The organism is Serratia sp. JSRIV006 (assembly GCF_019968685.1).
In the GTDB taxonomy this organism is placed as follows: Bacteria; Pseudomonadota; Gammaproteobacteria; order Enterobacterales; family Enterobacteriaceae; genus Chania; species Chania fonticola_B.
Genome location: NZ_CP074137.1, coordinates 293705 through 307180, shown reverse-complemented (window position 1 = coordinate 307180; position 13476 = coordinate 293705). Strand labels below are relative to the sequence as shown.

10 protein-coding genes are annotated in these 13476 nt (G+C 57.4%); 6 read left to right on the top strand and 4 right to left on the bottom strand.

Annotated elements, in window-relative coordinates:
* Positions 1-28 precede the first annotated feature (28 nt).
* Positions 29-2530, bottom strand: coding sequence for a phosphoenolpyruvate--protein phosphotransferase (gene ptsP / locus KGP16_RS01350; protein ID WP_223500677.1), 2502 nt, complete (start codon positions 2528-2530; stop codon positions 29-31).
* 361 nt (positions 2531-2891) lie between these two features.
* Here ptsP and KGP16_RS01345 point away from each other — a divergent pair, with 361 nt between their 5' ends.
* From KGP16_RS01345 to KGP16_RS01325, 5 genes are all read left to right on the top strand, one after another.
* Positions 2892-3968 (top strand): PTS fructose transporter subunit EIIC, encoded by a 1077-nt coding sequence (locus KGP16_RS01345; RefSeq protein ID WP_094983286.1) that lies wholly within the window; start codon positions 2892-2894, stop codon positions 3966-3968.
* Between the two features lie 58 nt (positions 3969-4026).
* Complete coding sequence (locus KGP16_RS01340; RefSeq protein WP_021181481.1) at positions 4027-4347, top strand: PTS fructose-like transporter subunit IIB; 321 nt, start codon at positions 4027-4029, stop codon at positions 4345-4347.
* Between the two features lie 66 nt (positions 4348-4413).
* A complete protein-coding gene (locus KGP16_RS01335; protein ID WP_223500676.1) occupies positions 4414-6711 on the top strand; it encodes a formate C-acetyltransferase in 2298 nt (765 codons plus the stop codon).
* Positions 6677-7573 (top strand): [formate-C-acetyltransferase]-activating enzyme, encoded by an 897-nt coding sequence (locus KGP16_RS01330; RefSeq protein ID WP_223500675.1) that lies wholly within the window; start codon positions 6677-6679, stop codon positions 7571-7573. Before KGP16_RS01335 ends, KGP16_RS01330 begins: the two co-directional genes overlap by 35 nt.
* Positions 7574-7594: 21 nt before the next feature.
* Positions 7595-7939, top strand: coding sequence for a PTS fructose-like transporter subunit IIB (locus KGP16_RS01325; RefSeq protein ID WP_021807973.1), 345 nt, complete (start codon positions 7595-7597; stop codon positions 7937-7939).
* A 311-nt stretch (positions 7940-8250) separates the two neighbouring features.
* On the opposite strand, the gene KGP16_RS01320 is transcribed toward KGP16_RS01325, so the two are convergent.
* A complete protein-coding gene (locus KGP16_RS01320) occupies positions 8251-9138 on the bottom strand; it encodes an AraC family transcriptional regulator (protein WP_223500674.1) in 888 nt (295 codons plus the stop codon).
* A 125-nt stretch (positions 9139-9263) separates the two neighbouring features.
* Positions 9264-11540, bottom strand: coding sequence for a 5-methyltetrahydropteroyltriglutamate--homocysteine S-methyltransferase (gene metE, locus KGP16_RS01315; protein WP_223500673.1), 2277 nt, complete (start codon positions 11538-11540; stop codon positions 9264-9266).
* A gap of 105 nt (positions 11541-11645) precedes the next feature.
* Between metE and metR the strand changes: the two genes are divergently transcribed.
* Entirely contained in the window at positions 11646-12596 is a 951-nt protein-coding gene (gene metR, locus KGP16_RS01310) for an HTH-type transcriptional regulator MetR (RefSeq protein WP_021807976.1), read from the top strand.
* Here metR and KGP16_RS01305 read toward each other — a convergent pair.
* Positions 12593-13456 carry a carboxylate/amino acid/amine transporter gene (locus tag KGP16_RS01305; RefSeq protein WP_223500672.1) on the bottom strand — a complete coding sequence of 288 codons (864 nt, stop codon included), beginning with the start codon at positions 13454-13456 and terminating at the stop codon, positions 12593-12595. The genes metR and KGP16_RS01305 overlap by 4 nt on opposite strands.
* Positions 13457-13476 lie beyond the last annotated feature (20 nt).

Genomic DNA, 13476 nt, shown 5'->3' with positions numbered 1-13476 from the left:
GAAGGGCGCCGCAGCGCCCAAAAATGGATTACAGTTCAAGCTCTTGTTTCAGCAACGCTTCTACCTGTTGGGCAGACACTGCGTTTACCAGTGCGTCACGGAAACCTTCATGCATGATGCGCCGCGCCAGCTTGGAGAAAATACGCATATGCTGGTCGCCGGCGGCATGTTTATTAAGGGTCAGCATGATCACGAACTGCGCCTCTTCATCGCCCCAAACAACCGGCTGCGCCAGCTTGGCCACGCTGATGGTGGACTGTTCAATATGTTCAGATTTGGTATGCGGAATGGCAAAGCCAAAGCCCAGGCCGGTGGAGAATACCGCCTCACGCGCCCACAAATCGGCGGCAAGGTTACGGGGGTAACGGCAACGCCCGGCCAGCAGCAGGTTATCCGCCATCCCTTTGATCACCTCTTCTTTGCTGCGCCAATCTGCCCCCAGGGCAATGCATTCCGGCGTGATCAGCGGCGCATCGCTTTGCTCCATACGGAACTGGGCCAGCAGGTGTTCCACTTCCAGCGAAGTACGGCAGGCCATGGCCCGGTTGAGCAGCAAACGGCATTCGCGGCTGTCCAGCTTGGCCAGGCGGGTTTTGGTGGCGGCAATGGAAGGCGCGCTCATGCTGATCTCATCCAGCCCCATACCCACCAGCAGTGGCAACACCGAACCTTTCGCCCCCAGCTCGCCACACAGGCCGATCCATTTGCCATGTCGGTGCACTTCACGCACCGCATGATCCAACCCACGCAGGAACGCCGGGTTCAGGCTGTTGTAGTGCTTGATGACCTTGGCATTATCACGATCCACCGCCAGCAGGTACTGCGTCAGATCGTTGCTGCCGATACTGAAGAAGTCGATCTCCTCACAGCACTGGTCGATGATAAACAGCACCGAAGGCACTTCCAGCATGATGCCGAGCGGAATTTTTTCGTCGAACGGGATCTGCCCGGCACGCAGCGATTGCTTCACTTCGGCCAGTTGATCCTTCACCCACAGGATCTCTTCCATTGAGGAGATCATCGGGATCATGATCTTCAGCGGACCATGTGCCGAAGCACGCAGGATCGAGCGTAGCTGGGTGCGGAACAGCGGCAGGAATTCCTGATAGATACGCACCGCCCGGTAACCGAGGAACGGGTTGTTTTCGGCCGGGATGTTCAGATAATCCACCGGCTTGTCGCCGCCGATATCCATGGTACGCACGATGATCGTCTTGCCTGCTGCGGCTTCCACTGCCTGGCAGTAAATGTTGTAAAGCTCATCTTCGGAAGGCGCTGTCAGGCGATCCATATACAGCATTTCGGTACGGAACAGGCCTACTGCCTCTGCACCGTTGCTGAAGGCCGCCTCCGCTTCTACCGCATGGGCGATATTGGCGGCAACTTCCATCCGCACACCGTCGGCCGTACGCCCCGGTTGATCGAGATAGGCGCTTTGCTGGCTGCGGATCTGCTCGCTCAGCCACTGTTCCTGCTGATAATAGCGACGAACCGGTTCGCTGAGATCGCAGGCCACCAGCCCAAGATCGCCGTCGATCTGCACCGATTGATTCAAATATGGCAGCATTGCAGCGGCATCAACGCCAACCAGGGTTGGAATGTTAAAGGAGCGCGCCAGGATCACCGTATGTGAGGTGCTGCCACCGCTGCCCAGCAACAGGCCTTTCAAATAACGCTTGTCCAGCTCCAGGAATTGGCTCGGGGTCAGTTCATCGGTGATGCAAATGCTGTCTACACTCAGTGCCTGCTGCGCCGGGAAGCGCTGCTCGCCATAAATTTGCTGTAACAGCTGGAAGCTGACATCACGAATATCCAGTTCGCGCTCGCGCAGATAGGCACTGGCAGACTGTGCCAGTTGCTGGCTGAAGTGGGCTGCAGTGGCCACAATGGCAGCGGCACAACTTTCCCCTGCCAACACGCCATCAAGCAGGTGCTGGCGGAATGCGCCGTCACGTAGCAAGGAGCGATGCGCTTCCAGCACCGCCGTGGTGGTGCCGTTACCGCCCATCAGTTGCAGATCCAACGCCTTGCCGAAGCGCGTCAACCCTTCGGCCAACTGCTGCTGCTCCTGTTCAACAGATTGCGTAGGCGGCAACATCAGGGCGTTTAAATCTACCCGCGCCAGATGCACCAGTTTGCCATTGGCGGTGCCTTGGTTGACGGAGCGAGCGCGTACCAGCGTTGGGTTCAGGTTAGCCAAAGACTGCGGGATAGGCTCCTGCTCTGCCTGGTCATTCACCTGTGGCAACGCTTCGTCGCAGTGCGGGAATTCATGTTGGATAAACTGGCTCAGGCGCTCAAACGCCGCCTGTTCATCTTCCCCTTCGATGGTGATGCGGCATTCATCACCCAGCAAAGTATCGGTACCGATCAGTGACAACACGCTTTTGCCGTCGCCACGCAGGCCGCTACGCGAGTTGTGCCATTCAAAGCGGGAACGGAAACCGTTGCACAGGGTTTCGATATGGCTGGCTGGGCGGGCATGTACCCCGTTGGGCAGCGCGCAGGTAAACGTCACAATTTTCGCCATCACTCTTTCCTCATACCAAAAGCAGCGGTGAACAACACCGGTTTGCCACAAGGATAAAAGCGCAGCGCGGCCCAGGGCTATCGGATAAAAATGTCAAACACTGGACAAATGTATCCTGACGGCATAAATGCGATGCCGCTCACAAAGCCCGTTGCCACAAGCCCGGTTTATTCTGTCGCACACTTTGAGTTAGATCGCACTTTTCTCCTGACAATACAAAAATCCAGTAAATGGCAATTTTATCCACTGTTGATAGTTCCGCCAGATGCCTATTGTGATAGCCAACAACCTTTATCCATCAGGGGTCATTCCCCGGTGGTTTTATCTCAGAAGCACGCTGGTTGCGGCCAGGGAGTGAACGATGAAAGAGCTACTCAATATTCTAAGAAACACACGCCAGCACTTGATGACCGGCGTCTCCCATATGATCCCGTTTGTGGTCGCCGGCGGCATTTTGCTGGCTATCTCCGTGATGCTGTATGGCAAAGGGGCTGTCCCCGATGCGGCGACGGACCCTAACCTGAAAAAACTGTTTGATATCGGCGTGGCCGGATTGACGTTGATGGTGCCTTTCCTGGCGGCCTATATCGGCTACTCCATCTCGGATCGCTCCGCGCTGGCTCCCTCGGCGATTGGGGCCTGGGTAGGCGCATCCTTCGGGGCTGGTTTCTTCGGGGCGATCATCGCTGGCCTGCTGGGCGGGATTATTGTGTTCTATCTCAAGAAGATCCCGGTGCCGAAGATCCTGCGCTCGGTGATGCCGATCTTCGTGATCCCAATCATCGGCACCCTGCTTACCGCAGGCATCATGATGTGGGGCCTGGGTGAACCGGTTGGCGCGCTGACCAACGGCCTGACCCACTGGCTGCAAGGTATGCAGCAGGGCAGCATCGTCGTGCTGGCCATCATCATGGGCCTGATGTTGGCGTTTGACATGGGCGGCCCGGTTAACAAGGTGGCCTACGCCTTTATGCTGATCTGCGTCGCTCAGGGAGTGTATTCGGTGGTCGCCATCGCGGCCGTTGCCATCGCCACCCCACCGCTCGGCCTGGGATTCGCCACGCTGATTGGCCGCAAATACTACACCCCAGAAGAGCGCGAAGCGGGTAAAGCTGCACTGCTGATGGGCTGCGTCGGCGTTACCGAAGGGGCTATCCCGTTCGCCGCTGCCGATCCGCTGCGCGTGATCCCCTCCATCATGATTGGTTCTGCCTGCGCCGCCGTGACGGCCGCGTTGGTGGGTGCACAGTGCTACGCCGGTTGGGGTGGTCTGATTGTGCTGCCAGTCGTTGAAGGCAAGCTGGGCTTCGTAGCCGCGCTGCTGGTGGGCATGGTGGTCACCGCCCTGCTGGTTAACCTGCTGAAAAGCTTTGCTGCCAAGAAACAGGCTACTAAAGTCGCCCAGGATGATCTGGACTTGGATTTCGAAATTAACTGAATAAATACGCTCTCAAGCTACGTCTTGAGAGACGACGGGTATCGTTGAGGAACTAAATATGACCATGATTATCGCTGTAACCGCTTGTCCATCTGGCGTTGCCCATACCTACATGGCTGCCGAGGCCATCGAGCGTTCCGCCAAAGCGCAAGGCTGGCAGTGCAAAGTTGAAACCCAAGGCTCCATCGGCCTGGAAAACGAACTGACGGCCGAAGACGTGGCAGCCGCCGACGTGGTGATCCTGACCAAGGATATCGGCATCAAGTTTGAAGAACGTTTTAAAGGGAAAACCGTGGTACGCGTGGCCATCAGCGACGCGGTAAAACGAGCCGATGCCATCATGGAGAAGATTGCCGCCCATTTAGCGCAAAAGGCTTAACCGCTCAGCCAGCCCGGCACACGTGCCGGGTTTTCCCGCCCCATTACCGCACAAAAGGAAAATGTGATGATCTCCCGGATCGAACGTCTAAAAGCCGCCCTGTTCTCCGCCCCGCGTGAAATTTCACTCGAACGCGCACTGCTCTATACCGCCAGCCACCGGCAGACCGAGGGAGAACCCACCATCATCCGCCGTGCCAAGGCAACCGCCTATATTCTCGATCACGTGGCAATCACCCTGCGGGAAGACGAACTGATTGCCGGTAACCGTACGGTGAAGCCGCGGGCCGGGATCGTGTCGCCAGAGATGGACCCTTACTGGCTGCTGAAAGAACTGGATGCTTTCCCAACCCGTCCGCAGGATCGCTTTGCCATTTCCGAAGCAGACAAGCAGGTGTATCGCGAGCAGCTTTACCCCTACTGGGAAAAACGTTCGATGAAGGATTTCATCAATGGCCAGATGTCAGAGGAGGTTAAAACCGCTACCCAGACCCAGATTTTCAGCGTCAACCAGACAGACAAGGGCCAGGGGCATATCATCATCGATTATCCGCGCCTGCTGAATAACGGCCTGGATAGCCTGCTAGCCGAACTGCAAAGCCATGCGGATCAGCAGCCAGACAACGCATTCTATGCCGCAGCATTGTTGTCGTTACAAGCATCGCAGCGCCATATTCTGCGCTATGCCAGCCTGGCACGCCAAATGGCTGAGCAATGCAGCGATGAGGCTCGCCGCGCCGAGCTGCTGCGCATCGCTGAGATCTCCAGCCACAACGCCCACCACAAGCCGCAGGATTTCTACCAGGCGTGCCAGCTGTTCTGGTATATGAACATCATTTTGCAGTATGAATCCAACGCCAGCTCACTGTCGCTGGGCCGCTTCGATCAATATATGCTGCCGTTTTATCAAGCCTCTCTCAATCAGGGGCAGGATCCGGCGTTCCTGAAGGAGCTGCTGGAAAGCCTGTGGGTGAAATGCAACGATATCGTGCTGCTGCGTTCTACTTCCAGCGCTCGTTATTTTGCAGGGTTCCCTACCGGCTACACCATCTTGCTGGGCGGCCTGACGGAAACCGGCCGCAGCGCGGTCAACGTGCTGTCTTTCCTGTGCCTGGATGCCTACCAGAATATCCGCCTGCCACAGCCGAACCTGGGCGTGCGGGTCAATGAGTTCATCGATCGGCCATTCCTGCTGAAAACCGCCGAAACCATCCGCCTCGGCACCGGTATTCCGCAAATCTTTAACGATGAGGTGGTGGTGCCAGCGTTCCTGAACCGTGGCGTCTCACTGGAAGATGCGCGTGATTATGCGGTAGTGGGCTGTGTTGAGCTGTCGATCCCAGGGCGCACCTACGGCCTGCACGACATTGCCATGTTCAACCTGCTGAAAGTGATGGAGTTGACGCTGCTGGATAACGAAGGCAACGCCAGCCTCACCTATCCGCAGTTGCTGGATCACATTCGCGAAAAGATCCGCCATTACGTCCGGCTGATGGCCGAAGGCAGCAACATCTGCGATATCGGCCACCGCGACTGGGCACCGGTGCCGCTGCTGTCTTCCTTTATCGATGACTGCCTGCAAAACGGCAAAGACATCACCGAAGGCGGCGCACGCTACAACTTCTCCGGGGTACAAGGTATCGGCATCGCCAACCTGAGCGATTCGCTGTTTGCCCTGAAAGGCCTGGTGTTCGATCAACAGCGCCTGAGCTTTGATGAGCTACTGGCCACGCTGAAGGCCAACTTCGCTACGCCGGAAGGGGAAAAGATCCGCGCACGGTTGATCAACCGCTTCGACAAATACGGCAATGATATCGACGAAGTTGACCTGATCAGTGCCGATCTGCTGCGATTTTACTGCAAAGAGGTAGAACAGTACCGTAACCCGCGCGGCGGTCAATTTACCCCCGGCTCTTATACCGTTTCTGCCCACGTGCCATTGGGGGCGGTGGTGGGAGCCACACCAGACGGGCGCTATGCCGGGGAACAATTGGCGGACGGAGGTCTTTCGCCAATGCTCGGCCAGGATGGCCAGGGGCCGACGGCGGTGCTGAAATCGGTGAGCAAGCTGGATAACTACCTGCTCTCCAACGGTACGCTGCTAAACGTAAAATTCACTCCAAGTACGCTGGAAGGCCAGCAAGGGCTGAATAAACTGGCTGATTTCCTCGGGGCCTTTACCAAGCTCAAGCTACAACACGTGCAGTTCAACGTGGTGAATGCCGAAACGCTGAAGGAAGCGCAGGCCAGACCACAGGACTTCGCCGGGCTGGTGGTGCGTGTTGCCGGCTATAGCGCATTCTTCGTGGAGCTGTCGAAGGAGATCCAGGATGACATCATCCGCCGTACAGCGCATCAACTGTAACCTGATCACGCCCGGGTTTTCCCGGGCGACACCCGCGGAGCCAATGGCCCGGATCTTCAATATTCAGCGTTATTCGCTGAACGACGGCCACGGTATCCGCACCGTGGTGTTTTTCAAAGGCTGCCCACATAGCTGCCCTTGGTGTGCCAACCCGGAGTCGATGTCCGGCAAGATCCATCGCGTACGCCGCGAGGCCAAATGCCTGCGCTGCCAGCCCTGCCTGAACGACGCACAGGAATGCCCAAGCGGAGCGATGGAACTGATCGGGCAAAACATCACGCTCGATGCGCTGCTGCAGCAAATCCTGAAAGATGAGGTGTTTTATCGCACCTCCGGCGGCGGGGTGACGCTTTCCGGTGGCGAAGTGCTGATGCAGGCCGAGTTTGCCACCCAACTGTTGCAGCGCTTGCAGGCGTTGGGCATCAATACCGCCGTCGAAACCGCCGGAGATGCCTCGCAGGCCCAGGTGCTGGCCCTGGCAGAACACTGTGACCAAGTCCTGTTCGACCTGAAAATCATGGATGCCGGGGCCGCCAAAAATCAGTTGAACATCAATCTGCCACGGGTGCTGGCAAACTTTACCGCGCTGGTGCAGCGCGGAGTTAACCTGATCCCGCGCCTGCCGTTAATACCCGGCTACACTTTGAGCACGGAGAATATGGCGCAGGTGCTGGCATTCCTGGCGCCTTTTGGGCTACAAGAGATCCATCTGCTGCCTTTTCATCAGTACGGCGAGGCGAAATATAGCCTGCTGGGGCGCGAATATGCCATGCGCGGCGTAGCGGCCCCAACGGAACTACAGATCGCTCCCTTAAAGGCGATGGCGCAACAGGCGGGTTACCGGGTGATCATTGGCGGTTGAACAGCAGAAAAAGGGGCTGACATGACGATAAAACTCGTAGCGGTAACGGCCTGTATCAGCGGGGTCGCCCATACCTACATGGCTGCCGAGCGGCTGGAAAAACTGTGCGCGCAGGAGAAATGGCCGGTCAAAGTAGAAACCCAGGGTGCATTGGGGATTGAAAATTCGCTGACGGCGGACGATCTTGCCCAGGCCGACGTGGTGCTGTTGATCAGCGATATTCTGCTGGCGGAAAGTGAGCGTTTTGAGCACCACCGCTGCGTGCAGATCGGCATCAACACCTTTCTGCGCACGCCGGAGAAGGCGCTCAGTGCGGTACGCAAGGCAGCCGCTTCGCCCCAGGAAACGCATATCCGCGTAGTTTAACTACGGTGTTAGCCCCCCTCACCCTAACCCTCTCCCCAAGGAGAGGGAACCGATCGAGTGTGCTTGAAATTGCAGTGACTCATCTTGGATGGGGGGTAAATAAGGGACCCAAACGGCACATCCCTGCGAAAATAACTGCTTTGTTACTGATTAACTCACACACCTGATCACGACGCCGATCAGCTCCCTCACACTCTCCACAAGGAGAGGGAACCGATCGAGTATCTCTGAAATTATAGTTTTTCACCTTGGATGACGGGACGATCGCGTTCGCTGATATGGCCTCTTTACTTGCAAAAGAGCAAGGGCTATCAGCTCCCTCTCCCTGTGGGAGAGGGTTGGGGTGAGGGGCCCAGTTCACTGTGGTATTGACCGCGATACTCCGTCGGGGAACGTTCGGTGTTCTTGCGAAACAGGCGGCAGAAATAGTTGCTGTCGACAAACCCGCAGGCGTGCGCCACCTCTTTCACCTTCATGTCATAACGTTTGAGCAGGTGCTTCGCCTGCTCCAGCCGCACGTGATTGAGATATTCGTTAAACCCGATGCCACCGGCCTTCTGGAACAGATGAGAAAGGTAATTCGGTGAGATATAAAACGCCTGGGCCACCGACTCGCGGGTGAGCGGCTCACGATAATGCTCCTCCAGGTGACCCCGCACTGCATCAAACAGCGCCTGGCTGCGCGAGGCGGTTCTCACCGAGGTGCCAAACAGATCGAGTGCATGGCTCAGCAAGCCCTTTACCAGGAAACGTGCGGTAGGCTGATCGCTCTGATGCCAGGAGAGTTCGTTAAGCGCCTGCAACATGAACGACCCCACGCGCGGGCCACGGCGCGCCACGTTATCCTTACCCAGCGGCAGAGTGTTTTCCCCATCCCAGCCTAACAGGCTATAGCCCAGTTGCTGCTTGCCAAACAACAGGCTGAGCGTGGTTGTAGGTTGCTGCCAGCGCGGGCTGTTCCAGCCTTGCGCCGGGACAAACAGCACATCCCCCGGCAGCAGTATCTGTTGTTGCCGCACTCCCTGGCTGCCCTCCCACTCCATTTCCTGCTCCCCGTCCACCACCAGCTCAAGGCGTGGAAAGCCTACCTGATAAGCCAGCTCCGGGGCCGGATGTTGGTTACCGGCAAAATAAACCTGCCGGATCCCCTGCCCTTCATCGAGCAGCGGAGCCAACACGGCCACCAGCGGGTGTTTCATCGGGAATAATCCTTCAAACCAAGTGAACAACGAGACTTGATAATAACCAATAGCGGCGAGGAAAACGCGGGAGTAGAACAAGAAAAGGGCGCCAAAGCGCCCTTGAGTAAAATATCGTTTTTGGATCAGACAACCTGGTCGCGCAGACGCTGAGCCGCTAACACCATGTTGGCCAGCGACTGGCGGGTTTCTGGCCAGCCACGGGTTTTCAGGCCGCAGTCCGGGTTCACCCACAGGCGTTCCGCCGGGATATTCTGTGCCGCTTTACGCAGCAGCGCTTCGATCCATTCCACGCTTGGCACGTTCGGCGAGTGGATGTCGTAAACGCCCGGCCCGATTTCATTTGGATAGTCGAACTCTTTGAACGCTTCCAGCAGATCCATATCGGAACGAGAGGTTTCGATGGTGATCACATCGGCATCCAGCGCCGCGATAGAATCCATGATGTCGTTGAACTCGCAATAACACATGTGGGTGTGGATCTGGGTATCATCCTGCGCCACGGCGGCGTTCAGTTTGAAGGCATCCACCGCCCAGTCGAGGTACGCGGCCCAATCGGACTGGCGCAACGGCAGGCCTTCGCGCAGAGCAGGCTCGTCGATCTGGATAATACCGATACCGGCCTTCTCCAAGTCTTCCACTTCATCACGCAGCGCCAACGCAATCTGTTTGGCGATCACTTCACGGCTCACATCTTCACGCGGGAAGGACCAGCAAAGAATGGTCACCGGGCCGGTCAACATGCCTTTTACCGGCTTGTCGGTCAGTGACTGGGCAAACTTGGCCCATTCCACGGTGATGGCCTCTGGGCGGCTGATATCGCCAATAATCACCGGTGGTTTCACGCAGCGGGAACCGTAGCTCTGTACCCAACCGTTTTGGGTGAACACGAAGCCGTCCAGGTTCTCGCCGAAGTATTCCACCATGTCGTTACGCTCGGCTTCGCCGTGCACCAGCACATCCAGCCCCAGGCGTTCCTGCTCGGCGATGGCCTGCTTGATATGTTCGCCGATGCTGGTGCGGTAGTTGCTACCATCCAGGCGGCCCTGCTTGAAGTCCAGACGCAGGCCGCGGATTTCGGTGGTCTGCGGGAAGGAGCCGATGGTGGTGGTTGGCCAGGCTGGCAGGTTGAAGCGATCGCGCTGAGCCTGAGCACGTTGTTCATAAGGGCGCTGACGTTCGCTGTCTTTGGCAGTGATGGCCGCCAGGCGTTGCTCAACCTGCGCATTATGCACACGGCTGGATTGGCGGCGGGCGCGGATTGGTGCGCTGTAGGCATCCAGTTTGGCTTGTTTATCTGCCCCTGGTGCATTCAGAGCTGAGCTCAACAGCGCCAGTTCGGCGCATTTTTGCAGCGCAAAGGCGAACCAGCTTTTCACTTCTTCGTCCAGGCGGCTTTCCACGCTCAGATCGATCGGGCTATGCAGCAGCGAGCACGAGGTGCCAATCCACAGCGGGCGGCTCCCTATCAGAGGTTGCAAGCGTTCAAACCAGCTGCTCACATCGGCACGCCAGACGTTACGGCCATTGATCACCCCAAGCGACAGCACCCACTCTTTCGGCAATGCGTTGTTCAGGGCAGCAGCATCATCTTTGCCTGCGACCAGATCCACATGCAGCCCCTGCACCGGCAGTTCGCGGATGATGTCGAGGTTATGACCAATGCTGTCGAAATAGGTGGTCAGCAGCAGTTTGACCTCGCCTTGCAGCGCGGTATAAGCCGGTTTGAAGGCCTCCAACCAGGCTTTAGGCAGTTCCAGCACCAGCGCAGGTTCGTCGATCTGTACCCACTCGATGCCGCGTTTGGCCAGCTCCGCCAGCACTTGCTGGTAGACCGGCAGGATATCGTTCAGCAGTGACAGGCGGTCGAACTGCTCGCCCTTCACCTTGCCCAGCCACAGATAGGTTACCGGGCCCAACAGCACCGGCTTGATTTTGTGGCCCAGCGCCAACGCTTCGTCAACTTCATCCAGCAGTTGAGTCCAGCCCAGTTTGAACTGCTGGCCTTGAGTAAACTCAGGCACCATGTAGTGATAGTTGGTGTTAAACCATTTGGTCATTTCCGCCGCTGCCGCAGGTTCACCGGTGGGTGCGCGGCCACGGCCAATACGGAACAGGGTATCGAGATCGATCGAGCCATCTTTATTTTGGTGACGTGCCGGGACGTTGCCCAGCAGCAGGCTGGTGGCCAGCACGTGATCGTACCAGGCAAAATCGCCAACCGGCACCAAATCCACCCCGGCCTGCTGTTGTTGTTGCCAGTGACGAGCGCGCAGCTCGCGGCCAACCGCCAACAGCTCTTCCTGTGTTGAATTACCTGCCCAGTAACTTTCCTGCGCTTTTTTCAGTTCACGACGCAGACCAACGCGTGGAAAACCCAGTGTGTGATTTAGAATTGTCATCGTCATATTTCCCATTTAGCCGTCCAGATGTTTACACATCCATAATCCGCAGGTACTGTATGATCCACAAGCGCAATATTTTCACTGTCACTGTGAAGGACTCTCATGATCGAACTGAAACACTTACGGACCCTACAGGCTCTGCGTAATACCGGCTCCCTGGCCGCCGCCGCCGCACAGCTTCATCAGACACAGTCTGCTCTCTCGCATCAGTTCAGCGATCTGGAGCAGCGTCTGGGCTTTAAGCTGTTTGTTCGTAAAAGCCAGCCGCTGCGCTTTACCGCTCAGGGGGAGATCCTGCTACAGCTGGCAGAGCAGGTATTGCCGCAGATCCAACAGGCGCTGCAGGCCTGCCACGAACCGCATCAAACCACGCTGCGCATCGCCATCGAATGCCACAGCTGTATTCAGTGGCTGACGCCGGCGTTGGACAACTTCCGCTCCTATTTCCCGCAGGTGGTGATGGATTTCAAATCCGGCGTGACGTTCGATCCGCAACCAGCCCTGCAACAAGGTGAGCTGGATCTGGTGCTGACCTCTGACATCCTGCCGCGCAGCGGGCTGCACTATTCGCCGATGTTCGACTTTGAAGTCCGGCTGATCCTCGCTCCCGATCACCCGTTGGCCAATAAGCCGCACATTGAACCGGCAGACCTGAGTGATGAAGTGCTGATGATCTACCCGGTGCAGCGCCAACGGCTGGACATCTGGCGTCATTTCCTGCAGCCGGCAGGCGTCAGCCCGGCGCTGAAAAACGTCGATAACACGCTGTTATTGATTCAAATGGTGTCGGCCCGGATGGGGATCGCCGCGTTACCACACTGGGTGGTGGAGAGTTTTGAGCGCCAGGGGCTGGTCGTCACCAAGACGCTCGGGGATGGCCTGTGGAGCCGCTTGTATGCCGCTACCCGCGACGGTGAGCAGCGCCAAACGGTCACCGAAGCCTTTATCCGCTCGGCACGTCAGCACGCCTGCGAGCATCTGCCGTTCGTGCGTGATGCCGCCCGGCCGATGGGCAGCCTGCCAGACACCAAATCCTTAGCGTCTTTAAGCTAGCGACCAGCCGCTTTCGGCGCGACCCAGCGGCGATGTACCCATAGCGAGGCGACAATCACCGAGCCACCGATAATAAAGCTGGCCCAGTGCGGCTGCTGATGCCAAACAGCAAAATTGACCAGCAGGCCCGCGGGCACATGCATATTGTTCATGATGCCCAACGTACCAGCATCCACCTGTGTCGCCCCGTAGTTCCACATAAAGTAGCCCAATCCGGAAGCCACCACGCCCAGCCAAACCAAAATGCCCCATTGCAGGTTGGTGGTTGGCAGTTGGTTCGGATTACCCCACAGGAACCAGGCGACCACCGCTACTGCCGCCGCGCCCAGATAGAACCAGGAAAATGCCGTATGTTGCGGCAGCGGGTGTACTTCCATCAGGCGTTTGTAACCCACCATGCCGATGGCGAAGCTGATATTCGCCGCCTGCACCAGCAGCAGCCCCCACCAGAAGTGATCGCTCAGTTGGTGGTAGCGGATAATCGCCGCCCCCAGCACGGCCAGCAACGCGCTGAACAGATAGCCCCAACGCAGACGGCGGCCGCTGATCAGATCGTAAATCAGCGTGATGTACAGCGGCGTCAGCACCGTAAACAGCAGGAATTCCGACACGGTCAGATAGAGAAAAGCACGGAAGCTAATCAGATACATGATACCAAGCTGGAAGGCACCCACCAGCATATACAGCAGGATCACTTTCAGCTTGATGTTGCGCCAGCGCAGGAACTGCAGAAACACCAGCGCAGCCAGCCCAACGCGCATCAGCACCGAGAACCAGCTGTCGACATTGCCTGCCAGGTATTCGCCGATCAGGCTAAAAGAAAATGCCCATAAAATGGTGGTAATAACCAGAAGCAGCACGACAAGTTCACCCTAAAAGA